Origin of the sequence: Pseudomonas sp. SWRI68 (genome assembly GCF_014269165.1) — a bacterium.
GTDB lineage: Bacteria > Pseudomonadota > Gammaproteobacteria > Pseudomonadales > Pseudomonadaceae > Aquipseudomonas > Aquipseudomonas capeferrum.
The window spans coordinates 62662-87487 of record NZ_JABWRU010000020.1; the positions used below are offsets into that span (position 1 = coordinate 62662).

General features: G+C 59.3%; 21 protein-coding genes, 1 other RNA gene and 1 pseudogene. 16 read left to right on the forward strand and 7 right to left on the reverse strand.

Annotated elements, in window-relative coordinates; translation table 11 throughout:
* Positions 1–11: 11 nt before the first annotated feature.
* Both dnaK and grpE read right to left on the reverse strand, forming a co-directional pair.
* A complete protein-coding gene (gene dnaK / locus HU770_RS22400) occupies positions 12–1937 on the reverse strand; it encodes a molecular chaperone DnaK (RefSeq protein WP_033701608.1) in 1926 nt (641 codons plus the stop codon).
* Positions 1938–2039: 102 nt separating this feature from the next.
* The gene (grpE, locus tag HU770_RS22405; RefSeq protein WP_033701610.1) at positions 2040–2594 is read right to left on the reverse strand and encodes a nucleotide exchange factor GrpE; all 555 of its coding nucleotides are present in this window, start codon (positions 2592–2594) and stop codon (positions 2040–2042) included.
* Between the two features lie 193 nt (positions 2595–2787).
* On the opposite strand from grpE, the gene recN reads away from it, so the two are divergent.
* The gene (gene recN / locus HU770_RS22410) at positions 2788–4461 is read left to right on the forward strand and encodes a DNA repair protein RecN (protein WP_033701611.1); all 1674 of its coding nucleotides are present in this window, start codon (positions 2788–2790) and stop codon (positions 4459–4461) included.
* Positions 4462–4544: 83 nt separating this feature from the next.
* On the opposite strand, the gene fur is transcribed toward recN, so the two are convergent.
* Entirely contained in the window at positions 4545–4949 is a 405-nt protein-coding gene (gene fur, locus HU770_RS22415) for a ferric iron uptake transcriptional regulator (RefSeq protein WP_019470441.1), read from the reverse strand.
* A 97-nt stretch (positions 4950–5046) separates the two neighbouring features.
* Between fur and bamE the strand changes: the two genes are divergently transcribed.
* Positions 5047–5580, forward strand: coding sequence for an outer membrane protein assembly factor BamE (gene bamE, locus HU770_RS22420; RefSeq protein ID WP_033701613.1), 534 nt, complete (start codon positions 5047–5049; stop codon positions 5578–5580).
* Positions 5581–5640: 60 nt separating this feature from the next.
* Here the strand turns inward: bamE and HU770_RS22425 are convergent, their stop codons facing one another.
* A complete protein-coding gene (locus HU770_RS22425) occupies positions 5641–6075 on the reverse strand; it encodes a type II toxin-antitoxin system RatA family toxin (protein WP_033701615.1) in 435 nt (144 codons plus the stop codon).
* 163 nt (positions 6076–6238) lie between these two features.
* Here HU770_RS22425 and smpB point away from each other — a divergent pair, with 163 nt between their 5' ends.
* A complete protein-coding gene (gene smpB, locus HU770_RS22430) occupies positions 6239–6721 on the forward strand; it encodes an SsrA-binding protein SmpB (protein WP_012312633.1) in 483 nt (160 codons plus the stop codon).
* A gap of 160 nt (positions 6722–6881) precedes the next feature.
* Here smpB and HU770_RS22435 read toward each other — a convergent pair whose 3' ends face one another.
* Positions 6882–7649 (reverse strand): FCD domain-containing protein, encoded by a 768-nt coding sequence (locus HU770_RS22435; protein ID WP_047583811.1) that lies wholly within the window; start codon positions 7647–7649, stop codon positions 6882–6884.
* A 256-nt stretch (positions 7650–7905) separates the two neighbouring features.
* Between HU770_RS22435 and HU770_RS22440 the strand changes: the two genes are divergently transcribed.
* The 3 genes from HU770_RS22440 to HU770_RS22450 all read left to right on the forward strand — a co-directional run bounded on the left by HU770_RS22440 (position 7906) and on the right by HU770_RS22450 (position 13671).
* On the forward strand, positions 7906–9576 hold the full coding sequence (locus tag HU770_RS22440; RefSeq protein WP_033701618.1) for a lactate permease LctP family transporter: 1671 nt from the start codon (positions 7906–7908) through the stop codon (positions 9574–9576).
* A 63-nt stretch (positions 9577–9639) separates the two neighbouring features.
* Positions 9640–10785 carry an FMN-dependent L-lactate dehydrogenase LldD gene (gene lldD / locus HU770_RS22445; RefSeq protein WP_033701621.1) on the forward strand — a complete coding sequence of 382 codons (1146 nt, stop codon included), beginning with the start codon at positions 9640–9642 and terminating at the stop codon, positions 10783–10785.
* 75 nt (positions 10786–10860) lie between these two features.
* The gene (locus HU770_RS22450) at positions 10861–13671 is read left to right on the forward strand and encodes an FAD-binding and (Fe-S)-binding domain-containing protein (RefSeq protein WP_186665549.1); all 2811 of its coding nucleotides are present in this window, start codon (positions 10861–10863) and stop codon (positions 13669–13671) included.
* A 327-nt stretch (positions 13672–13998) separates the two neighbouring features.
* On the opposite strand, the gene HU770_RS22455 is transcribed toward HU770_RS22450, so the two are convergent.
* On the reverse strand, positions 13999–14247 hold the full coding sequence (locus HU770_RS22455; protein ID WP_047583937.1) for a hypothetical protein: 249 nt from the start codon (positions 14245–14247) through the stop codon (positions 13999–14001).
* Between the two features lie 454 nt (positions 14248–14701).
* Between HU770_RS22455 and HU770_RS22460 the strand changes: the two genes are divergently transcribed.
* From HU770_RS22460 to HU770_RS22480, 5 genes are all read left to right on the forward strand, one after another.
* The gene (locus HU770_RS22460) at positions 14702–14995 is read left to right on the forward strand and encodes a hypothetical protein (protein WP_186665551.1); all 294 of its coding nucleotides are present in this window, start codon (positions 14702–14704) and stop codon (positions 14993–14995) included.
* A 97-nt stretch (positions 14996–15092) separates the two neighbouring features.
* Positions 15093–15484, forward strand: a transfer-messenger RNA (tmRNA) gene (gene ssrA, locus HU770_RS22465).
* Between the two features lie 173 nt (positions 15485–15657).
* Positions 15658–16863 (forward strand): integrase arm-type DNA-binding domain-containing protein, encoded by a 1206-nt coding sequence (locus HU770_RS22470; protein ID WP_186665553.1) that lies wholly within the window; start codon positions 15658–15660, stop codon positions 16861–16863.
* A gap of 450 nt (positions 16864–17313) precedes the next feature.
* Positions 17314–17553, forward strand: coding sequence for an AlpA family phage regulatory protein (locus tag HU770_RS22475; protein WP_186665564.1), 240 nt, complete (start codon positions 17314–17316; stop codon positions 17551–17553).
* Positions 17546–18136: a helix-turn-helix domain-containing protein gene (locus HU770_RS22480; protein ID WP_238347566.1), complete on the forward strand. Its 591-nt coding sequence runs from the start codon at positions 17546–17548 to the stop codon at positions 18134–18136. The genes HU770_RS22475 and HU770_RS22480 overlap by 8 nt, the downstream gene beginning before the upstream one ends.
* 117 nt (positions 18137–18253) lie before the next feature.
* Here the strand turns inward: HU770_RS22480 and HU770_RS22485 are convergent, their stop codons facing one another.
* A complete protein-coding gene (locus HU770_RS22485) occupies positions 18254–18538 on the reverse strand; it encodes a hypothetical protein (RefSeq protein WP_186665555.1) in 285 nt (94 codons plus the stop codon).
* Positions 18539–18576: 38 nt separating this feature from the next.
* On the opposite strand from HU770_RS22485, the gene HU770_RS22490 reads away from it, so the two are divergent.
* The 5 genes and pseudogenes from HU770_RS22490 to HU770_RS22510 all read left to right on the forward strand — a co-directional run.
* The gene (locus HU770_RS22490) at positions 18577–20793 is read left to right on the forward strand and encodes an RNA-directed DNA polymerase (protein ID WP_158514233.1); all 2217 of its coding nucleotides are present in this window, start codon (positions 18577–18579) and stop codon (positions 20791–20793) included.
* A complete protein-coding gene (locus tag HU770_RS22495; protein ID WP_186665557.1) occupies positions 20774–22447 on the forward strand; it encodes a hypothetical protein in 1674 nt (557 codons plus the stop codon). Before HU770_RS22490 ends, HU770_RS22495 begins: the two co-directional genes overlap by 20 nt.
* Positions 22444–23151, forward strand: coding sequence for a DUF3800 domain-containing protein (locus tag HU770_RS22500; protein ID WP_186665560.1), 708 nt, complete (start codon positions 22444–22446; stop codon positions 23149–23151). Before HU770_RS22495 ends, HU770_RS22500 begins: the two co-directional genes overlap by 4 nt.
* Complete coding sequence (locus tag HU770_RS22505; RefSeq protein ID WP_058160013.1) at positions 23148–23633, forward strand: hypothetical protein; 486 nt, start codon at positions 23148–23150, stop codon at positions 23631–23633. Before HU770_RS22500 ends, HU770_RS22505 begins: the two co-directional genes overlap by 4 nt.
* Positions 23634–23856: 223 nt before the next feature.
* Positions 23857–24719: pseudogene (locus HU770_RS22510) on the forward strand (IS3 family transposase); the annotation flags it as partial.
* Positions 24720–24826: the final 107 nt, after the last annotated feature.

Genomic DNA, 24826 nt, shown 5'->3' on the forward strand with positions numbered 1-24826 from the left:
ACATGCAAAAATTACTTCTTGTCGTCGCCTTTTACTTCTTCGAACTCGGCGTCAACCACGTCATCGTGCTTGGCTTCCGGTTCGGCCTGCTGCGCGCCGCCCTGAGGCTGTTCGGCTTGCTGCTCGGCGTACATCTTCTGAGCCACTGGCGCGGAGACCTTGGACAGCTCTTCGACCTTGGCTTCGATCGCGGCCTTGTCGTCGCCTTTGACAGCGGCTTCCAGGGCAACGACTGCCGCTTCGATGGCGGTTTTCTCTTCAGCGGTGACCTTGTCACCTGCATCAGCGACCATCTTGCGGGTCGAGTGAACCAGTGCATCACCCTGGTTACGGGCAGCGGCCAGCTCTTCGAACTTGCGGTCTTCCTCGGCGTTGGCCTCGGCGTCACGCACCATGCGCTCGATTTCGTCATCGGACAGGCCGGAGTTGGCCTTGATCACGATCGACTGGGTCTTGCCGGTGGCCTTGTCTTTCGCGCCGACGTGCAGGATGCCGTTGGCGTCGATGTCGAAGGTCACTTCGATCTGTGGAACACCGCGTGGTGCTGGCGGGATCTCGGCCAGGTCGAACTTGCCCAGCGACTTGTTGCTCGAAGCCTGCTTACGCTCACCTTGCAGCACGTGAATGGTCACGGCGCTCTGGTTGTCGTCGGCAGTCGAGAACACCTGCGACTTCTTGGTCGGGATGGTGGTGTTCTTCTCGATCAGCGCAGTCATCACGCCACCCATGGTTTCGATACCCAGGGTCAGCGGGCTGACGTCCAGCAGCAGTACGTCTTTCACGTCACCGGCCAGAACAGCACCCTGGATAGCGGCGCCCATGGCGACGGCTTCGTCCGGGTTGACGTCCTTGCGGGCTTCCTTGCCGAAGAAGTCGGCAACGGTTTTCTGTACCAGCGGCATACGGGTCTGGCCGCCGACCAGGATCACGTCGTCGATCTTGCTGGCGTCGATGCCGGCATCTTTCAGCGCGATGCGGCAAGGCTCGATGGTGCGCTGCACCAGGCCTTCAACCAGCGACTCCAGCTTGGCGCGGGAGATTTTCACGTTCAAGTGCTTAGGACCGGTGGCATCTGCAGTGATGTACGGCAGGTTGACGTCGGTCTGCTGCGCGGACGACAGCTCGATCTTGGCCTTTTCAGCGGCTTCTTTCAGGCGCTGCATGGCCAGCGGGTCGCCCTTCAGGTTCATGCCGGACTCTTTCTTGAACTCCTCGACGAGGTAGTCAATCAGCAGCATGTCGAAGTCTTCGCCACCCAGGAAGGTGTCGCCGTTGGTAGCCAGTACTTCAAACTGGTGCTCACCGTCGACTTCGGCGATTTCGATGACCGAAACGTCGAAGGTACCGCCACCCAGGTCATAAACGATGACAGTGTGGTCGCCCTTGGCTTTGTCCATGCCATAGGCCAGTGCCGCAGCGGTCGGTTCGTTGATGATGCGCTTTACGTCCAGGCCCGCGATGCGGCCGGCGTCTTTGGTGGCCTGACGCTGGCTGTCGTTGAAGTAGGCCGGCACGGTGATGACCGCTTCGGTGACAGGCTCGCCGAGGTAGTCTTCGGCGGTCTTCTTCATCTTTTTCAGGACTTCGGCGCTGATTTGCGGCGGCGCCATTTTCTGGCCGTTGACTTCGACCCAGGCGTCACCGTTGTCGGCCTTGGCGATTTTGTACGGCACCAGCTCGATGTCTTTTTGCACCACTTGCTCTTCGAAGCGACGGCCAATCAGGCGCTTCACGGCGAACAGGGTGTTGTGCGGGTTGGTGACAGCCTGACGCTTGGCAGACTGGCCTACCAGGATTTCGCCATCGTTGGCATAGGCCACGATCGAAGGGGTAGTACGCGCACCTTCGGCGTTTTCGATGACCTTGACGTTACCGTTTTCCAGGATGGAGACGCACGAGTTGGTGGTCCCCAGGTCGATACCGATGATTTTACCCATGTTAACTCTCCCGAAACTTGAATTTGGTTAGCAGCGACTACTTTGGCCAACTGCGGTAATACTTGAAGGCTTGACACCTAGATGGGGTTGCCCCGACAGATTTCAAGCCTTTTCATTGATCGAAGGCTGAGCGGCGCTCGGCGCCTTGCTGACCACCACCATGGCGGGGCGCAGCAGGCGGCCGTTGAGCAGGTAGCCTTTCTGGAACACCTTGAGCACGCTGTTAGGCTCGACCTCGGCACTTTCTTCCATGGCCATGGCCTGGTGGTGCTCGGCATTGAACGGTTCGCCGTGCGGGTCGACAGCCTCGAGGTTGTAGCGCTTGAGGGTATCGTGGAACATCTTCAGGGTCAGCTCGATGCCTTCACGCATCGGCTTGATGCTTTCGTCGTCGGCATTGGACAGTTCCAGGCCGCGCTCCAGGCTGTCGATCACCGGCAGCAGGTCGCCAGCGAATTTTTCCAAGGCGAACTTGTGCGCCTTCTCGACATCCTGCTCGGCGCGACGGCGCACGTTCTGCAAGTCGGCAACGGCGCGCAGCGACTGATCCTTGGCGGCGGCCAGCTGTTCCTCGAGCTCCAGAACACGGGCGCCGACATCTGCTGCACCAGTCTCTTCGACGTTAAGGTCTTTCTCATTCAGCTGTTCGTCAGCCATTGGGTCTCTCCTGCGCAGATTTCTGGATTGCGAGCCAGGCTCGCCTTTGTTGTCGGCTATATGGGGCCGGAAAAACCAGCTTCAAGGGGCAACATGGTTTTCCCGGGCGGATGAGAATGTGCGAGCGGGCATTGTCAGGGTAGAAAAAAGTACTGTATAAATAACCAGACCTGAACCTTCGGGAGCCGCCCCCATGCTGCTGCACCTGTCCATTCACAACTACGCCATCGTCGAGCACCTTGACCTCGAACTTGCCCGCGGCATGTCCGTCATCACCGGCGAAACCGGCGCAGGCAAATCGATCATGCTCGACGCCCTCGGCCTGGCCCTCGGCGACCGTGCAGACAGCGGCGTGGTGCGCCCCGGCGCAGACAAGGCAGACATCCTCGCCACCTTCGACCTGGCAGATATCCCCGAAGCGCGCACCTGGCTTGCCGAGCGCGACCTGGACAACGACGGCCCGTGCATCCTACGCCGGGTGATCACCGCCGAAGGCCGCAGCCGCGGCTACATCAATGGCACGCCCTGCCCGCTGGGCGACTTGAAGTCGCTCGGCGAGCTGTTGATCGACATCCACAGCCAGCACGAGCACCAGTCGCTACTCAAGACCGACACCCATCGGCGCCTGCTGGACGAGTACGCCGGCGCCATCGACTTGGCCCGCCAGGTGCAACTGGCTGCCAAACGCTGGAACCAGACCCGCCTGGAGCTGGAGCGCCTGTCCAATTCAGGTGACGAGCAGCGCGCCCGCCACCAGCTGCTCAGCTATCAGCTGGAAGAGCTGGACAACCTCGGCCTGGGCGAAAACGAGCTGGAGCAGCTGGAGCAGGAACACAAGAACCTTACCAATGCCGAGGCCCTGTTCGGCATCTGTCGCCAGGTCATCGACCAGTGCAGCGAGAGCGACTCGGGCAATGTGCTCAGCGCCCTCACCGCCAGCCTCAACCGGCTGGGCGCCGCCAGCAACTCACCGAAAGCCTTGGGCGAGGCCGCCAACCTGATCGCCAGTGCGCAGATTCAGGTCGAAGAAGCCGTGGGCGAGCTCAACCGCTTCCTCGATCACTTCGACGCCGACCCAATGCGCCTGCAGGCCCTGGAAGAACGCCTCGACACTATCTATACCCTGGCCCGCAAGCACCGCGTGCACCCCACCGAACTGCCCCACCTGCAGCAACGGTTGATGGAAGAGCTGGAAGGCCTGAACGCCAGCGACGAGTCGATCGAGCGCCTGGGCGAAGAACTGGCGGCCTATGCCCAGCATTACAAGGAACGGGCGCGCGAACTGAGCGCCTTGCGCCAGCAGGCCGCCCAGCAACTGGCGGTGGCCGTGGAACTGGAGGTCCAGCGCCTGGGCATGCCGGGCGGGCGTTTCTGTATCGAACTGATCCCTAACGAGGGCAACGACCTGTCGCCCCACGGCCTGGAGCAGATCGAACTGCTGGTAAGCGCCAACCCGGGGCAACCGCTCAAAGGCCTGGCGAAAGTGGCCTCGGGTGGTGAGCTGTCACGCATCAGCCTGGCCATCCAGGTGATTACCGCGCAGACCTCACGCATCCCTACCCTGGTCTTCGACGAAGTGGACGTCGGCATCGGCGGCCCCACCGCCGAAATCGTCGGCCAACTGCTGCGCCGGCTGGGTGAGCGCGGCCAGGTACTGACTGTAACCCACTTGCCGCAGGTTGCGGCGCAAGGGCACCACCACCTGTTCGTGCACAAGGTGCGCCACAGCGACACCACCCACACGGCGGTGGCCAGCCTGGGCAAACGCGAACGGGTCGAGGAAGTGGCGCGCATGCTCGGCGGCATCGACCTCACCAAGGAATCCCTGGCGCATGCGCGCAAGATGGTGGTCAGCGGCAAGGCGTGAGCCGTGCCCCCAGCATTTTCCTGCAGCACAAAGCACAAAGGCGACCCGAAGGTCGCCTTTGCTATTTATAACGATCGAAATCGTTACTTTTTCTTACGCACATACAGGACCAGATTGTGGTCCACCAGCTCGAAGCCATGCTCGGCCACGATCTCGCGCTGACGCTTCTCGATTTCAGCGTCCATGAACTCGATGACTTCGCTGGTTTCCACGTTGACCATGTGGTCGTGGTGACCGCCATCCGCCAGCTCGAAGACTGCGTGGCCGCCGTCGAAGTTGTGGCGAACCACCAGACCCGCCGCTTCGAACTGGGTCAGCACGCGGTAGACGGTGGCCAGGCCAACGTCCTCACCAGCTTCCATCAAGGCCTTGTACACATCCTCGGCACTCATGTGACGCTGCTCGGTAGAGTCGAGCATCTGAAGGATCTTTACTCGAGGCAGGGTAACCTTGAGACCGGCTTTGCGTAATTCGCTATTTTCAACCATGGTCAGCTTTCTCGCCGATGCTGCTTCGCAGCTTCTCTTAATACGGGTATGATCGGGGTTTACGTTGTCCAGCCAAGATAGTGGAAGTCGCCCACCGATGCAAAACACCAAGCTCTTGCTAACCAGCCTCACCCTAGTGGGACTGCTCGCACTCGCCGGTTGCTCGTTTCCCGGGGTTTACAAAATCGACATCCAGCAGGGCAATGTCGTCACGCAGGACATGATAGACCAATTACGCCCGGGAATGACCCGACGGCAAGTAAGGTTTATCATGGGCAACCCCCTGATTCAGGATACGTTCAACACCAACCGTTGGGACTACCTTTACAGCCTGCAACCTGGTGGCGGAAAACGCCAGCAAGAGCGCATGAGCATTTTCTTCAACGAGGGCGACCAACTGGTCAGCCTGTCGGGCGACTTCATGCCAGGGGTGAGCCGCGACCAGGAAATCCTCGGTGGCAGCAGCGACACCACTGTCAGCCCTGCGGCTCAACCAGAGCAGGCTACGCCTCAGCCTGAAGAGAAACCGGCCAAGCCGGGTTCGGTGGAAGAATCCATCCAGCGCGAAATCGACACCATCGAGGCCACGCCGGTCCCGACGCCAGCACCGCTGGAAACCTCCCCGCAATAAACGCGGGCGGCATTAAAAAGCCCGGGCCTAGGCCCGGGCTTTTTCGTTTGCGGCCAGCACTCAGCTATTCAGCTGCTTGGCACGCTGGCAGAAGGCATCGACCAGGGTGTTGGCAGCCTGATTGAACAGCGGCCCCAATGTGGCGCGCACCAAGGGGCCGGCATAGTCGAAGGACAGGTCCAGGCTGATTTTGCAGGCCTTCTCGCCCAACGGCTTGAACACCCACACACCATGCAGCTGGGAGAACGGCCCCTCCTCCAGGTTCATTTCGATGGATTGGCCCGGCACCAGCACATTGCGCGTGACGAAATGCTGGCTCATGCCGCCCTTGGCCACTTCTAGCTTGGCCCGCATGTGCGTGTCGCTGGCCTCGATCACGGTAGCGGCAGAGCACCACGGCAGGAACTGCGGGTAGCTGGCCACGTCATTGACCAGATCATAGAGCGCCTGGGCGGGATACGGCAGCAGGGCGGAGCGTTGAATATGGGTAGTCATCCAGGCGTCACTTCCAAGGCTGGGTGGCGGCGCTTCGCAGCGTGCCGAAAACAGGTTCTGTACCTACGACAGGGCCTGTATTGTCCGGTATTCATTGCGGTGGCTCAAGCACACCGAAATCCCATAGCCGACGACGCATCGAGTTGCCTATAATGCCGCCCCTATGGCTAAACAAAAGAAACATCCGACCGGGACCATCGCGCAAAACAAGAAAGCGCGACACGATTACTTCATCGAACACAAGTTCGAGGCCGGGCTGGTCCTGTCCGGTTGGGAAGTAAAGAGCCTGCGGGCCGGCAAGGCGCACCTGACCGACAGCTACGTGCTGCTCAAGGATGGCGAAGCCTGGCTGTTCGGCAGCCACATCACCCCGCTGACCACGGCCAGCACCCACGTCATCGCCGACCCCATCCGCTCGCGCAAGCTGCTGCTGAACAAGCGCGAGCTGGAGCGTGTGGAAGCGGCGGTGGCGCAGAAGGGCTACACCTGTGTGGCCTTGGCGCTGTACTGGAGCAAGCACCTGATCAAGTGCGAGATCGCGCTTGGCAAGGGCAAGAAGGAATTCGACAAGCGCGACACCGTGCGCGAACGCGATTCCAACCGCGAGCTGCAGCGTGCCGTGCGGAACAAGGGCAAGGAAGACTAGATTCCGCCCTTGCGCGCTTGCTGTAGGAGCGGCCTTGCGTCGCGAAAGGGCCGCAAAGCGGCCCCCGGATATCAGCGGCGACGCACAAATCCGGGGACTGCTACGCAGTCCTTTCGCGGCGCAAGGCCGCGCCTACAAGAGGCACATCAGCATTGGCCGCTTAACGTCCGCTGCGTCGCTCTGCCCGCGCCACGCGCTGCGCCTCTTCGTGCGCCTCTTCCAGCACCTCCTGCACATACAGAATGTGCCGGCTGGAAACCTCCCGCGCCTCCTCTGCCCTGCCCTCGACAATCGCCAGGTACAGCTCCCGGTGCTGACTGATCAGCATGTCCCGGGTTTCGGTCCGCTGTTGGTACATGCCGCCGATGTTGGTCACCACGTTGCGCTTGAGCAGGTCGAACAAGCCGCGGATGGTATGCAGCAAGACCGCGTTATGGCTGGCCTCGGCAATCGCCAGGTGAAAGCGCGCATCCGCTGCGCCTTCCTCTGCCCGCGTCACCTGGTCAACCCGGGTATAGCAGTCCTGCAGCGCGTCGAAGGCCGCCTTCAGCCGTGCACGGTCCGGCTCGGTGGCGCGCTGGGCCGCGTAATACGCGCAGGACGCCTCCAAGGTATGGCGAAACTCAAGCAGGTCGCGCTGCGCCTCGGGGCTGTGCTCCAGCAACTGCAACAGCGGGTCGCTGAACGTCGAGCCCAGTGACTCGGCGACGTAATTGCCACCGCCCTGGCGGCTGATCAGCAGCCCCTTGGCCACCAGTTTCTGGATGGCCTCACGCAGTGACGGGCGCGACACACCGAACTGCTCGGCCAGAACGCGCTCGGCCGGCAGCCGCTGGCCCGAGGTCAGCGTGCCTTCGAGAATCATCCCTTCCAACCGATCGACGATGTCGTCGGACAGGCGCCGTTGGCGGACCTGATCAAAAACCATCACATGCTCTCCACAAACCCCCGGCAAATATCAGGGGGGCGCCTATTCTCGCCGATCCGCGCTGCACACACACCCATCACCCGGTGTTTTTCCAAGCTCATCAGACGCCCGCTCATCGGCACGCGACGAAAGTTTTGTGTCGGACAAATTGACACACCCACGACAGCGCTTTTAACCTAGCGCCCAGACATTGTAAATTGGTCTTACCAATTATCCAATGCCAGTGCTGACCAACAACAATTAGGGGCCACCCCATATGCAAACCTGGCAACAACTCTATAGCCCGCTTGGTAGTCTCGGCCTGTCCGCACTGGCGGCGGTCATCCCTATCGTGTTCTTCTTCCTTGCCCTGGCCGTGTTCCGCCTCAAAGGCCACGTCGCCGGCAGCATCACCCTCGGGTTGTCGATACTGGTGGCGATCTTCGCCTTCCAGATGCCTGTCGACATGGCCTTGGCCGCTGCGGGTTACGGCTTCCTCTACGGCCTCTGGCCGATTGCCTGGATCATCGTTGCCGCGGTGTTCCTGTACAAACTCACGGTCAAGAGCGGCCAGTTCGAAGTCATCCGCAGCTCGGTGCTGTCGATCACCGACGACCAGCGCCTGCAAGTGCTGCTGATCGGCTTCTGCTTCGGTGCCTTCCTGGAAGGCGCGGCCGGCTTCGGCGCACCGGTGGCCATCACCGCCGCCTTGCTGGTGGGCCTGGGCTTCAACCCGCTGTACGCCGCCGGCCTGTGCCTGATCGCCAACACCGCACCGGTCGCCTTCGGCGCGCTGGGCATCCCGATCATCGTCGCCGGCCAGGTGACGGGCATCGACGCCTTCCACATCGGCGCCATGACCGGCCGCCAGCTGCCGCTGCTGTCGCTGTTCGTGCCGTTCTGGCTGGTGTTCATGATGGACGGCGTGCGCGGCGTGAAGGAGACCTGGCCTGCAGCCCTGGTCGCCGGCCTGAGCTTTGCCGTGACCCAGTACTTCACCTCGAACTTCATCGGCCCAGAGCTGCCCGACATCACCTCGGCCCTGGCCAGCCTGATCTGCCTGACCCTGTTCCTGAAAGTCTGGCAGCCCAAGCGCTCGTTCGCGCAAGCCAAAGGCAGCGTCGGCGCCGCGGTCGTGCAATCAAGCGGCAGCCAGCCGAGCCCGTACAGCTTCGGCGAGATCTTCAAGGCCTGGTCGCCGTTCCTGATCCTCACCGTGCTGGTCACCATCTGGACCCTGAAACCGTTCAAGGCCGCGTTCGCGCCGGGCGGTGCGATGTACAACTTCGTGTTCAACTTCGCCATCCCGCACCTTGACCAGCTGGTGATCAAGACCGCCCCGATCGTTGCCGCGCCGACCGCCATGCCAGCGGTGTTCAAGCTCGACCCGATCTCCGCCACCGGCACCGCGATCTTCCTCTCGGCGCTGATCTCCATGGCAGTGCTGAAGATCAACTTCAAAACTGGTCTGACCACTTTTAAAGAGACGTTCTGGGAGCTGCGCTGGCCAATCCTGTCGATCGGCATGGTGCTGGCCTTCGCCTTCGTCACCAACTACTCGGGCATGTCCTCGACCATGGCCCTGGTATTGGCCGGCACCGGCGCCGCGTTCCCGTTCTTCTCGCCGTTCCTCGGTTGGCTGGGCGTGTTCCTGACCGGCTCGGACACCTCGTCCAACGCCCTGTTCAGCTCGCTGCAAGCCACCACCGCGCACCAGATCGGGGTCAACGACACCCTGCTGGTGGCCGCCAACACCAGCGGCGGCGTGACCGGCAAGATGATCTCGCCACAATCCATTGCCGTGGCCTGCGCCGCCACCGGCCTGGTGGGCAAGGAGTCCGACCTGTTCCGCTTCACCGTCAAGCACAGCCTGTTCTTCGCCACCATCGTGGGCCTGATCACCTTGGTCCAGGCTTACTGGCTGACCGGCATGCTGGTTCATCACTAAAGTGAAAGGGGCCGGGCGCCAAGGCGCGCCCGGCGTTCCCCTCAAGCAACGCTGCGAGAATCCATGATCATTTCCGCCTCTACCGACTATCGCGCCGCGGCCCAACGCAAGCTGCCCCCCTTCCTCTTCCACTACGCCGACGGCGGCGCCTACGCCGAGCACACGCTGCGCCACAACGTCTCGGACCTGGCCAGCATCGCCCTGCGCCAGCGCGTGTTGAAGAACATGTCCGAGCTCAGCCTGGAAACCCAGCTGTTCGACGAAACCCTGAGCATGCCCGTGGCCCTGGCCCCGGTCGGCCTGACCGGCATGTACGCCCGCCGTGGCGAAGTGCAGGCGGCACGCGCCGCAGCAGCCCATGGCATCCCGTTCACCATGTCGACCGTGTCGGTGTGCCCGATCGAAGAAGTGGCCCCCGCCATCAACCGGCCAATGTGGTTCCAGCTGTATGTGCTCAAGGACCGCGGCTTCATGCGCAATGCGCTGGAGCGGGCCAAGGCCGCCGGGGTCAAGACCCTGGTGTTCACCGTCGACATGCCGGTACCCGGCGCCCGCTACCGCGATGCCCACTCCGGCATGAGCGGGCGCAACGGCCCGATGCGCCGCGTGCTGCAAGCCATGACCCACCCCGAGTGGGCCTGGGACGTCGGCGTGATGGGCCGCCCGCACGACCTCGGCAACATCTCCAAATACCGTGGCAACCCCACCGGCCTTGCCGACTACATCGGCTGGCTGGGCAACAACTTCGACCCGTCGATCTCCTGGAAAGACCTGGAGTGGATCCGCGACTTCTGGGAGGGCCCGATGATCATCAAGGGCATCCTCGATGCCGACGACGCCCGTGACGCGGTCAAGTTCGGTGCCGACGGCATCGTCGTGTCCAACCATGGCGGCCGCCAGCTCGACGGCGTGCTGTCCAGCGCCCGCGCCCTGCCGGCGATTGCCGATGCGGTCAAGGGCGAGCTGAAGATTCTCGCCGACTCCGGCATCCGCAGCGGCCTCGACGTGGTGCGCATGATCGCCATGGGCGCCGACACCGTGCTGATCGGCCGTGCCTTCCTCTGGGCGCTGGCCGTACATGGCGAGGCCGGGGTGAAGAACCTGCTCGAACTTTTCGAGAAGGAAATGCGCGTGGCCATGGTGCTCACCGGCGCCAAGTCGATCAGCGAGATCACCCGCGACTCGCTGGTCCGCGAACTGGGCGCCTGAACGCCTGCACGAAACACCGCCTGATTGACCGGGGCATGCGGCGCACCAGACGCCGCGGCCCCGCGAGGAGATTGCATGAGCCTGCCCGCCGCGTTCCTGCGTGATGCCGAGCGCCTGATACCCGCCGAACGCCGTTTCGACGACCCCACCTCCACCCTGGCCTTTGGCACCGATGCCAGCTTTTATCGGCTGATCCCCAAGCTGGTGGTGCGCGTCGAGTCCGAGGACGAAGTGGTCGGCCTGCTGCAACTGGCCCAGCGCGAGCGCGTGCCGGTGACCTTCCGCGCGGCCGGCACCAGCTTGTCTGGGCAGGCCATCAGCGACTCGGTGCTGATTGTGCTCGGCGACAACTGGAACGGCCGCGAAATCCGTGGCCAGGGCGAGCAGATCCGCCTGCAGCCCGGTGTGATCGGCGCCCAGGCCAACGCCTGGCTGGCACCGTTCGGGCGCAAGATCGGCCCAGACCCCGCCTCGATCAACGCCTGCAAGATCGGCGGCATCGTCGCCAACAACGCCAGCGGCATGTGCTGCGGCACCGCGCAAAACACCTACCACACCCTGGCCGGCCTGCGCCTGGTGCTGGCCGACGGCACCCGCCTGGACAGCGAAGACCCGGCCAGCGTCAGCGCCTTCAAGCACAGCCACGCCGACCTGCTCGAAGCACTGGCGCGCCTGGGCCGTGAAACCCGCGCCAACACCGAACTGGCCGACCGCATCCGCCACAAGTACCGGCTGAAGAACACCACCGGCCTGTCCCTCAATGCCCTGGTGGACTACGACCAGCCGCTCGACATCCTGCAGCACCTGCTGGTTGGGTCTGAAGGCACGCTGGGCTTCATCAGCGCCGTCACCTACAACACCGTGCCCGACCACCCGCACAAAGCCAGCGCCTTGCTGGTCTTCCCCAGCGTCGAAAGCTGCTGCCGCGCGGTCACCCTGCTCAAGCGCCAGCCGGTGTCTGCCGTAGAGCTGCTCGACCGGCGCAGCCTGCGTTCGGTGCAGAACATGCCCGGCATGCCGCTGTGGGTAAAAGGCCTGTCAGACAATGCCTGCGCGCTGCTGATCGAGTCCCGCGCGGCCAGCCAGACGCTGCTGCATGAGCAACTGCAGCAGGTGATGGCGTCGATTGCCGAGTTCCCGCTGGAGCAGAAAGTCGAGTTCAGCGAAGACCCGGCGGTGTACAACCAGCTGTGGAAAATCCGCAAAGACACCTTCCCCGCCGTCGGCGCCGTGCGCCAGACCGGCACCACGGTGATCATCGAAGACGTGACCTTCCCCATCGAGCAACTGGCCGAGGGCGTCAACCGCCTGATCCAGCTGTTCGACAAGCACCACTACGACGAAGCGATCATTTTCGGCCATGCCCTGGAGGGCAACCTGCACTTCGTCTTCACCCAAGGCTTCAACAGCGCCGAGGAAGTGAAGCGTTACCAAGCCTTCATGGACGACGTGGCCCAGCTGGTGGCCGTGGAGTTCGGTGGCTCGCTGAAGGCCGAGCATGGCACCGGCCGCAACATGGCGCCGTTCGTAGAGTTGGAGTGGGGCCATGACGCTTACCAGTTGATGTGGGCGCTGAAGCGCCTGCTCGACCCCAATGGCATCCTCAACCCCGATGTGGTGCTGAGCGAAGACCGCGATATCCACCTGAAAAACCTCAAGCCGCTGCCGGCCGCCGATGAAATCGTCGACAAGTGCATCGAGTGTGGCTTCTGCGAACCGGTGTGCCCATCCAAGGGGCTGACCCTGAGCCCGCGCCAGCGCATCGTCATGTGGCGTGATATCCAGGCCAAGAAACGCGCCGGCGTCGATACCCGAGCGCTGCTCAAGACCTACCAATACCAAGGCCTCGACACCTGCGCCGCCACCGGCCTGTGCGCCCAGCGCTGCCCGGTCGGCATCAACACCGGCGAGCTGGTGAAGAAGCTGCGCAGCCAGGCCGCCGAGCACGACAAGGCCGCCGACTGGCTGGCCGACCACTTCCACACGGCACTGAGCGGTGCCCGCCTGACCCTGACCGCCGCCAACACCGCCCGCAAGCTGCTCGGCGCCCCGCGCCTGGGCCGTTTGAGCACAGCGTTGAGCAAAGCCAGCAAAGGCCGGCTGCCGCAGTGGACCCCAGCCATGCCACAGCCCCTGCGCAGCATCGACTTTGGCCCAGCGAGCCATGATGCCCGGCCACGGGTGGTGTACCTGGCGGCTTGCGTTTCACGCGTGATGGGGCCGGCCTATGCGGACCGGGAGCAAAGCTCATTGCTGGACAAGACCCGCGGGCTGCTGGAGAAGGCCGGTTACCAAGTGGTGTTTCCGGAGAACGCCGACAGCCTGTGCTGTGGGCAGCCGTTTGCGTCGAAGGGGTACCCGGAGCAGGCTGAGCACAAGCGCCAGGAGTTGATCAACGCCCTGCTGCATGCCAGCCGCGGAGGGCTTGACCCGATCTACTGCGACACCAGCCCGTGTACCTTGCGCCTGGTGCAGGACCTGGGGGAAACCCGCCTGGACCTGTACGACCCAGTGCGCTTCATTCGTAGCCATCTGCTGGACAGGCTGGAGTTCACCCCGCAGGAAGAGCCGGTGGCGGTGCATGTGACCTGCAGCACCCAGCATTTGGGGGAAAGCCAGGCGCTGATCGACCTGGCGCGGCGGTGCAGCAAGCAGGTGGTGATTCCGGAAGGGATTCACTGCTGTGGGTTTGCCGGGGACAAGGGGTTTACCACGCCGGAGCTCAATGCACATTCGCTGCGGAGCTTGAAGGATGCGGTGCAGTATTGCAGTGAAGGGATTTCTACCAGCCGCACCTGTGAGATTGGGTTGTCCAGCCATAGTGGCATTGATTATCACGGGTTGGTTTACCTGGTGGATCGGGTGACGCGGGCGCGTAGTATCTGAAGCATGAGATGGCGTTATGGCTGACAGGTGTTCGCCAATGCATGTTCAGCGCCTATGAGATCGAGCGCCGCCCGCGCGGCGCATCGCGACGCAAGGCCGCTCCTACATTTGTTTCGGGCCAGTGAGGTCTGTGGCATTTGCGCGCGACCGCCTTGTTTGTACGACGCGATATTGAGGCGAGCACCAAGGGGTCGCGCGCCAATGCCTCTGGAATAACTGGCCCGAAACAAATGTAGGAGCGGCCTTGCGTCGCGATGCGCCGCGCGGGCGGCGCTCGATCTCACAGGCGCCAAAAATGCCATGACAAGCACTAGGCCCCCAAAGCCCTCAAGGCTCGCGAGCCAGCACCAACTCAGCCAACGCCCTGCTCATCTGCACGTTATGCACCGAATTCACCAGCATACCGATCCCCGGCTCACCGGCATTGCCGCAGATGTATTCGTCCAAGGTGTCTTCAATACCGCGCATCAACTGAATGGCGTACAACAGCGCCTCAGGTGAAGGCACCTTGTTGTCGATGGTGTAGAACGAACGTGAAGACGTTTGGCTGGGTGGGTCTGGAACAATCTTCTTCATGATGAATTCTCCGATGTCATAAACGGAGCTATCACCCTCTTCCTCTCACAGAAGGAGGTGGCAGCCGTACGCGGGGTGAGAGACCGGCGAACATCGGAATTCCGGCCAGGCCGAAGCCTGCCCACGAACGGCTGCCATAACACTGGCACGATGTAATCGCCGGGCTCTCACACCCGATCGCCAAACCATGGCGACCCAGGGAAACTAGCCCCTGCGCTCATCATCGACAACAGAGAAACGGCTGCGGCGCCGGTAGGATAATTCCTAAAGCAATTCCACCTGAAGCATTTGGTTTCAAGTTCCGAATTCCCCTACAGCCCCGCCTTCTAAAGCGACGCAATCACGCCTAGCCACCCCATCATATCGCCCCGCCACCATCCCGATTGAACCCTCGCCAAATCTGCGCAGTCCACCTTACAGGCCCACCTTCCAGAGGCCTCAGAAGGAGTCACCCATGAAAGGTACCGCGCTTTCGGCCCTCTTCGCGGCCGCTACCCTCCTGGCCTCGCCAGTGTTCGCCGCAGAGGACCTCTGCACCGCCAACCTGCAGAAAATCGACGACAGCATGGCCACCGCCGGCGCCACCTCCGAGGGCCTTGACAAGGCAATCACCGAGCACGTCGACGAAGCCAAGGCCGCCCAGGCCTCGGGCGACACCAAAAAATGCATCGCCATCACCAGCAAAGTCATCGAACGCCTGGAAAAAACCGACAAAGGCAGCGGCTCGGCCGGCGGCAGCGGTGCTTGACCTGAAGCGGGCGGCGGAACCTGCTGTCGACGCCGCCCGCTTTAGCGCGTATACTCAGCCCACGTGCCGAAAGGTACGGTCAGCTAGAGCTGAGTGTGGGGCCGATTAGGATTCGACGCCGGTAGCGAAACTCTAGGTGCATGCCGAGTTGGTAACAGAACTCGTAAATCCACTGTTGCAACTTTCTATAGTTGCCAATGACGAAAACTACGAGGGTTACGCTCTCGCTGCGTAAGCAGCTGAGCCCGCTCTCCTGGTAGCTTCGGCTCCAGCAATCATCAGGGGATGCCTGTAAACCCGAAATGATTGTCATACAGAACAGGATCGTCGTGTAGCACGTTGGGGGCAAAGCGACTAAAACTTACCCAACTCATCCAAAGCACCCTGCCCGTCGGGCGGCTGCGGATTAAATCAGTAGACACGGCTAAGCATGTAGTACCGACAGCGGAGTACTGGCGGACGGGGGTTCAAATCCCCCCGGCTCCACCAATTTTTCTTCCCAGGAAGACCCAGAAAAGCCGTAAAGCCTAGAGAAATCAAAGCTTTACGGCTTTTTTCTTGCCCGCGCTTTCCCACCTAATCCCAGGGCATCCCACAGTTGACGGGGGCATATATGGGGGCATAAAACGCTCATCAGCTCGCTCGGAGAGGATGTGCCCCCAATGCCCCTGAAAGACACCAACTGCCGCAACGCTAAGCCCCAGGAGAAATCGTACCGCCTGTACGACGAACAAGGTTTGTACTTAGAGGTGCAGCCCAACGGAGGCCGTTACTGGCGCGTGAAGTACCGCTTTCTGGGAAAGGAAAAGCGCCTAGCGCTTGGTGTTTATCCTGAGGTCAGCCTGCAGGAGGCCCGGCGCAAGCGTGATGACGCTCGCGTTCAGCTTGCCGGTGGCCAAGACCCTTCGCTGCAAAGACGCATGGCCAAGGTGGTCAGCCAGCTCGATCACCAACACACCTTTGAATCGGTCGCAAAGCAATGGCTCACTATTCGCGAGTCAACCTGGAATCCGGAGTACACCCGCACGGTACGGCAGCGCCTTGAGCTCAATGCCTACCCCTGGTTGGGAAAACTCCCGATCAGCAGCATCAGCACACCCATGCTGGTCGAAAACCTGCAGCGCATCATCAAGCGTGGTGCTCGCGAGACTGCGCGTCGTGTTGCCCAGATCTACAAACAGATTTTCGAGTTCGCCGAAGCTGCCGGTATCACCCCACCCAACCAGATTGGGAATCTCTCTCGTACGCTCCCAGCCAAGCGGGTGAAACACTTTGCTGCCGTGACTGATCCTGAAAAACTCGGTGCACTGCTCAAAGCGCTGGATAGCTACACGGGGACACTGCCTGTTTGTTGTGCACTCAAACTGGCCCCGTTGCTGTTCTGCCGGCCCGGTGACCTGCGCCACATGGAGTGGTCGGAGGTCAATCTGGATGCGGGCGAGTGGTTGATTCCCGGCCACAAGATGAAAGGGCTCACTGCCACCAAACAGGATCGGCAGGATCATTTGGTTCCTCTCAGCCAACAAGCAGTCGCGGTTCTGCGCGAGCTGAAACCGCTCACCGGCAGACATCGGTACGCCTTCCCCTCGGCACGAGGAGGAGACCGGCCGATGTCCAACAATGCCGTACTCAGTGCGTTACGCCGCATGGACATCAGCGGCGACGAAATGACCGGGCACGGCTTTCGTGCGACAGCGAGAACCATTGGTGCTGAGGTGTTGGGGTTTCGCCCCGATCTCTTGGAGCATCAGCTTGCTCACACGTTAAAAAATCCACTGGGGCGCGCATACGACCGAACATCATTTCTGCCTGAGCGCCGCGACATGATGCAGCGCTGGTCAGATTACCTAGATGCCCTCAAGGCCTAAGCTCACAACTTGGGCTTGCAATACCAATCTCCGCTCGGTAAAAATCTGGCATTCCCTGGACGCCCCTAGGACTCCGTGGGATCGTCACGCTGCTCCGGTTACGGCGTTAAAAACCCGAAGTCCATCTGCTATTAGCAAATGGACTTTCTGGCTACCTCATCGGGGAATTGCCAGCATCTCGCAGCGCCTGTTACGCCTTCAGCAAGGCTGCCAAGGAAACGTACGGCTCCCTATTCCGTACCAGCTGGGTTTCCTCTCCCCCATGCCAAAAACATAGCTTCAGCTGTCATGCGCACAGCTGCCGCCGGCGAGAAATCTCGGAGGCCCGTAACTCGAGGCCCGACAAATGCCCCTGCTTTGTAGCAGGACAGCCCGAGCGCCACTCCCAACACATATGCGTATTGCAGCACCTGAGGATTGTTGCAACGCCATCGCCTGAGCACCGATCAAATGTCAGCACGAACTATTGCACCCAGCCCAGAGGAACCGCGCTTCCTTCGCCTGCCCGAGGTTGAGCTCGTTGTCGGGAAAAAGAGATCCACGATCTATCGCGACATAGCCGCAGGAAAATTCCCTGCTCCATATGATCTAGGCGGCAGCAGATCGGTTGGCTGGCTCAGCACGGAGATTTCTGCCTGGATCCTGAGTAGGCCGCGCGTACAGCTCCGCGGAGGGTACAACAATGACTAACGTCTCAGCCCCACTGCGAGCGCAGACCCAGTGGTTCCATGTTTTCAGGGCAATGATTGATCAGGGCGATGTCGCCCGAATTGGGCCCCATTCGTTTACGGTTTATGCCGTCATCAAGGCACATGCCAATTTCGACCATGGATTATCGAAACCGGGCATCCAACGAATTTCCGAACAGTCTGGAGTCAGTCAGGCACAGGTCAAACTGGCGTTAGGGGTTCTCGAAAAAGCAGGTTTCATTGCAAAGAAAAAGCTCGGCCGATCCAATCACTACATGCTACGCGAAAAGGTCCAGGTCACAGAGGCCGGCTTACCACATACCGTAGTAACCTGGGAATACGTGCCGGACCGCGCCCAGCAGACCGTTAATGAGCTTAAAAAAGCCTTGATCGCCGGCGATCTCGCAAGTACGCGAACACTGAATATCGAGCGTCTGAATATACAAATCAATCTGGCAGGTGGTAATTCCCAGATCGATTTAGGCTCGTTGCACACCGACCTAGATCGACTGCCAGCCGGCATTCGAGAAACGCTGCGCAGACACCTCAATCGCCGTAGCGATCTTATACACAGCTCAGAGTGATACGTATCGCTCTGAGCTGTAATGGTCCCGGATAGGGCTCACCTAGAGCTCTGTTCACATCAGAATTCGGCTCAGCCTGAGCTCCTAAAAAGAAAGAATTAAAAATCAAGAGGATAGCTAGATGACTCGGCACGAGAAAACCGCGATGCCGTTTTCGCCTATGCCTTGAGCTACCGAAACCAGATCGACCACCAAACCGATACCAAACGCGGTACATTTACACCTATCGAGCACGATTAGCATTGCCGGATTGGGGCGACCAGGCCGGCTTGAAAGGGAATTGAGGGTATGAACAAAAAGTCGCTTTCCGAATGGGATATCTGCAGCAGGTACATCGCCCCCGATATTCAGCGGGCCTGCTGGAGAATACGCAAGCAAGTCATCCAGCCAGGTCAGGTGCATGCACAGCTGACCGAAGCCCAGGTCCGGCGGGCCGCGGCATGAGCATTGTTGACGCCCGCTATGAAAGGTTGATGCCATCACTAGACCTACTGGCCGATGAGGCAGTTCTTGCACAGGCTTGGAAAAAGTCTGATGCCTACATTCGCCGACATAATTGGTATGCTGACATTCTGGAGCTGGAGCAGGTTTCTCTGCTGCTACCGCAAACACTAAAACAATGGCAGCAACAGATTTCCACTAGCGACCATAGGGCAGCAAGCCCTCTGCGCCTGGTGCCAGCTCCAAAAAATGGCAAGTGGTACTTTCCATCCAAGGCTGAAGCTGAAGGCGGGGACTGGAAATTTAAAGCCATAGTCAATAAAAATGGCGAAGTTCAACAAGCAGAGCCCGACTTGCGTCCACTAGCACATGTCAGCATTCGTGAGCAGGTTTTAGCCTCTGCCGTTATGCTATGTCTCGCTGACGCTGTAGAAACACTGCAAGGTAATACCGACCCCGCGAGCTACCGCAGTAATGCACAAGCCAGACAGCGAGTTTGCAGCTACGGCAATCGGCTGTTCTGCGACTGGACTGAAGAGTCTGATGGCAAGCAGCAAGCACGTTTTCGCTGGGGCAATTCCACCACCTATTCGCAGTTTTTCGTGGACTATGAGCGCTTCTTGGAGCGCCCCGCAGAGGCTTGTCGCGAAGTACTACCCAGCCTGCATGACGAGCGTCTGTTTGTGGTCAAGCTTGATCTGGCCAAGTTTTATGATTGTGTTGAACAATCTGCGGTGGTCGACCTATTAAAGAGACTTTATCAGCGTTATGCCAAAGAATTTGCTATCCCTTACTCCGAGGACGAAGCTACACCGTTCTGGGAAGCGACTGAGAAGATCCTTAGTTGGCAATGGCAAGAGAGCGATTCAGATAGCCGCAGCGATCTCAAGTTAGGCTTACCTCAGGGTTTAGTGGCGAGCGGCTTCTTTGCCAATGCTTACATGCATGATTTCGACCAGTTAGTCGCTGCACGAATACGCAAAAAAACTCACATCCGTATGAAGTCCACTGGTGTTCGGGTTAAGCTGCTTGACTATTGCCGCTACGTTGATGATATGCGCTTAGTCGTTGCAATCTCGAATGAATCAGCGCAAGACTTAGCACTTGAAACACTTGCGAAAAGTATAAGCAACTGGGCTAACAAACTTATTAAAGAGTGCTTCAAGGGCGCAGACAATGGTTTGGCAGTAAAACAAGAAAAATCTGAAGCAGTCGCTTGGGAAGACTTCGCCGTTCAGGGTAGTACCTCCCGCTTTATGCGAGGCGTGAATGGGCAAATCAGCACAGCCCCCGACCCCGCAGCTTTGCTGCAAGCTACTGGCAGCCTAGATCACTTACTTTGGCTTGCTGACGCACTGGATGATGCCAACGATGTCGATGAGAACCCCTTGTCGCTAGCCCGTATATCCCTGCCGCGAGCGGACGTGCGGGACGATACTGTCAAACGCTTTGCGGCCAATCGATTACGCCAAGTGCTACGCATGCGCCGCAGCATGAGCGATCCAGAACTGCCCGCCGAGGACGTGCTGACCAATACTGAAGTCAGTGAGCGCCAGGCACTTGATCATGAAATGGAAACGATTGCCCGTAAGCTGATCGCTTGCTGGTCACGCAACCCTGCCTTGGCCAGCGTGTTGCGCTGCGGCTTGGACATATTCCCCTCAGCCAAGCTCCTGCGACCGGTTCTCCAGGCATTGATGTTAAAGTTAGAGCCTGCCGTCCCTAAAACTGAGCGGGAAGTCGCATTGTTTGTGCTTGCTGATCTACTCAGGGCCGGCGCAGTAGAAACAGGGTTGCACCGTCCAGAAAGTTATCCAGATTCGGCGGACATAACTGGCTATCGTAAGGAGTTACTGCAGGCAGCCCTACAGGCAATCGAGAACGAAAAACTTCCGTGGTATCTGCATCAACAGGCTGCACTCTTTCTGGCTGTCATGCAGTATCCAGTACCTTTGCCGCTGACTAGAGAACTGGCTTCCTACAGAGCACTGCATGACGCTTTACGCCTTACTCCGCCAACGACCGCAGAAGTATCCAATTCACTTACAGCAGGGCTGCTTGTGATGCGAATTACCGGCCAGCGGGATAAGTTCATTATTTGGCTGGGTAATTGGCTGCAAAAGCTGAAGACCAAAGATGCCCGAAAACTGATTGATGATATCGCAATGATAGATATACGAATCCTTGGAGAGTTACATGGTGCATGGCGTGAGTAAAGGGAAGGCAGGTTGGCTCAAATACCTAGAACGCTACTTACCTAAAGACCATGCACAGGACATATCTATACGATTAAAAGACTGGCCCAAGGGTAGGCGTTCGTTATTAAACATCGTATCCCATCCAGAAAACCCATTCGTTCAAGAAAACGCTCTACTCAAACTGGCCGCTGAGCTGTTGAAAGCTGAGCACTCCGACTGCCTTAATAGCGATGGGTTGGGCTTGGATTGGCTATCAATCGACTGTAGTGACTGGAACAAGATTCAGCATCCAGATACGCCACTGGCTTTGATCGTCAAAGAACCTAACACGATAGTCCCCCCATGGAGTAAGACACCATCATGGTGTTCAGAGGAAATGGCTTGGGCCTACCGTTTAGGACGTCTGCTACGCTCAGCCATCATCGGCGAAAGTGACTTCACCACTCGTTTTTTCCCAATACGAGAAGAGCAGTTTGATCGTTATCGCGGCCTGCAAAGCAGCTGGTATAAACGACGCATGGGGCTGATGCCGCTGAGCCGCGGTTTAGGTGAGGAGCCAACTCCAATCTCGCCATGGCTCAATGAGCTGGTTATGCGTCTTTTGCAGTGGCCCGGCTTGGAGATTAACAGGACGGATATTGAGAGCTTTGCTGCTTTTCGTCAGCCGTCGGACTTGCTCAAACTAGTAAAAGCTCGCTTGGCTGAGCAGGGCCGCATATACGGCAGTCAATCTAATCTTCCAGCCTACCTGTTGCCTGTTGACTGCTCTCCCAAATCCAACTTACGTGAGTTCAAGGTCGCGTTGGTGCAGACGCTAATGCCTCGGGACAACGACTTCTCAAGTGGCGACCCACTGATGTGGACTGCCTCCTACCGGGCTAGGCATAGAGCACACCTCGCTGCCATGTGCCGCTTGCTTGGACAGCAACTGGCAGCAAGCCGCTTCGCAAAGCGTAAAACCTCAGATAAGCAGAAAAACCAGCTCGATCTCATCGTCTTTCCAGAACTTGCTATTCATCCGGATGACATGTGGCTGCTTCATCGGCTGTCAGACAGCACGGGAGCCTTAATCTTCGCGGGGCAAACATTTATCGAACATCCCTACCTGAAAAAACCTATTAACCGTGCGGTATGGCTGCTGCGACAAGAAAGTGCTGCCGGTAGGCAGATCATCCGTGCATATCAGGGCAAGCAGCACGGCATCCCCTGGGAGCTATCTTCTGGTGTGGCAGGGCACCGCCCCTATCAAGTCATTGTTCAGCTCAAGGATCATTCAGGTGCCGAAGCCAAACTGACTGGGGCAGTCTGCTACGACGCAACGGACCTCAAACTGGGCGCAGACATGCGCGACATCAGTGATGGATTCGTCATCAGCGCTTTGAATAGGGACATAGGGACGTTTGACACCATGACAACCGCCTTGCAGTTCCATATGTATCAGCCAGTTATGCTTGCCAACACTGGCCAGTTTGGAGGCTCAAGTGCTCAAGCCCCGTTCAAGCAGCAATATGAGCGGCAGATTGCCCACGTGCATGGTAACAACCAGGCAGTGATCAGCATCTTTGAGGTGGATCTGCTGGCATTCCAGAACACTCGTAAAATTGAGCCGCAAAAAGAGAAAAAGGCAGCACCGGCCGGATTCAAGGGGCGCAATTTAGGGGCTGTTTCGTGAGCGAAACCTTTAATATCTACTGCGATGAATCCTGCCATCTGGAGAACGATGGCCAGAAGGCTATGGTACTAGGTGCGGTCTGGTGCCCTGAGGCCAAGCGCCTAGAGATCGCCCAACGCCTGCGTGAGATCAAGGTCAGACATCGGTTGTCGGCGGACTTCGAGATCAAGTGGACCAAGGTAGGGGCGACTAAGCTGCAGTTCTACTTAGACTGCATTGACTATTTCTTCGATGACGACGACCTGCATTTCCGCGCGCTGATCGTGGCTGACAAGGCCCGCCTCAATCATCAGCAGTACCGGCAGAGCCATGATGACTGGTACTACAAAATGTACTTCTCGATGCTCAAGACCATATTCGAACCGGATGCCGGATATCACGTTTACATCGACATCAAAGACACCCTTGGGCATGAGAAGATCGCCAAGCTCCATGAGGTGCTGGCCCACAACGCCTATGACTTCTCGCGCAGGATGATTCGCCGGGTACAACGCATCCACTCCCATGAAGCCGAGCAACTGCAGTTGGCAGACTTGCTAATCGGCGCGCTGTCCTACCTACATCGCGGGCTTACCGGCAGCGAAGCCAAACAGCGCCTGATCGAACGTATCCGCGAGCGCAGCCGCTATAACCTGAAGCAGAACACGTTGCTGCGTGAGTCCAAATTCAACCTATTCCTCTGGAGCGGGAGCAGCGGGCTATGAGCTTGCCAAGATGGCTGCCGCCTCTGGAGGAACTGAAGGCTTATGGAGGCGATTTCTCACGTTACTTGGAAGCTATCTACCGGATCTTTTGTGCCGACTTCGTTGAGTCAAAACCTGTGTTCGCGGGCAAGCGTCTGGGCTTGAAGCGTCACCCGGTTATACAGGGCAAAGAAGCTACCTTCTGGCACATGATTTCCGAAGGCAACGACGAGGCGGAACGCCTACCCGACTTGCGACGTTGTGAGCGCATTCGCTGGCCAAGGCCGATTATCGAAAATGCTGCGGACGCCGCGCTTAAGATTTGGCGCGAACCGAAGGGTTCAGGTCATCGCGTGCTGATCTGGTTTGCCGAAGCTGAATACTTGGTGGTCTTGGACGAGCGCGAGGACTATATCCTGCCGTGGACGGCATACCCGGTTGAGCGGGAGCATCAGCAAAGAAAACTGGAAAGGCGCTGGGAGCGGTATAACGAGGGGAATTAGGCTGGCCGCGCCCTCCGCAGGAGGACGGGGCCGTTACTCCTTCTACGCTTACACCCGAAGGCTGGTAGATGAGCTGATGCGAACAGTAAGTCTTACCGGCCTCGATTTCAAGTAACGTTACGTTAATTCAGACGACTGTCGCCTAGGCTGCGACTGCCACTGAATCGCCCCTGGTTTCGTAGACACCTCCAAGCCTCATAATGAGGCCCAAATAGGAGGTGCCATGAGTCGTCAGCGTTACCCCGAAGAATTCAAGATCGAAGCGGTCAAGCAAGTGACCGAGAAAGGCAAACCCGTCGCCGATGTCGCCCAGCGCCTGGGCATGTCCGTGCACAGCCTTTACGCCTGGATCAAGGTCTACAGCAAGCCCCAAGAGCAGCGTCAGCAAGACGACGATCAGCAGGCCGAACTGCGCAAGCTGCGCGCTGAACTCAAGCGCGTGACGGAAGAGCGAGACATCTTAAAAAAGGCCGCCGCGTACTTTGCCAAGGAGTGCGGCTGAAGTACGCCTTCATCAAGAAGCACTCGACTGATTACCCGGTGCGGCGCCTTTGCCAAACCCTCAAGGTGCACCCCAGCGGCTACTACGCCTGGCTGGCCGAGCCTCAATCTGCCCGAGCAAAAGAAGATCAACGTCTGCTTGGCTTGATCAAACACGCCTGGCTAGAAAGCGGAGGTGTATACGGCTACCGCAAAATTCACGATGACCTACGTGAGCTAGGAGAGGAATGCGGACGAAATCGAGTCGGGCGCTTGATGCAGGCGGAGGGGCTGCGTTCGCAAACGGGCTATCGGCGGCGTCCAGGGTTCTACGGTGGAAAACCAACAGTGGCCTCGCCCAACCACCTCGCGCGGCAGTTCAATGTCAGTGAGCCGAACAAGGTCTGGGTGACAGATATCACTTACATCCGCACCTATGAAGGATGGCTCTACCTGGCGGTAGTGCTGGATCTGTTCTCACGCCAAGTAATTGGTTGGTCAATGAAGCCAAGGATGTGCAGCGACCTGGCTATCGACGCAATGTTGATGGCTGTGTGGCGACGCAAGCCACAGCAGCAAGTGATGATTCACTCAGATCAAGGGAGTGCGATCCATGAACCCCACCTACCGCCAGATGGAGCTTCGATTTACCGTTGCATCTCCGGTGAGCAGTTCCACGGCAGCAGCGCTTCGTAGTCCTCTACCGACGAGGC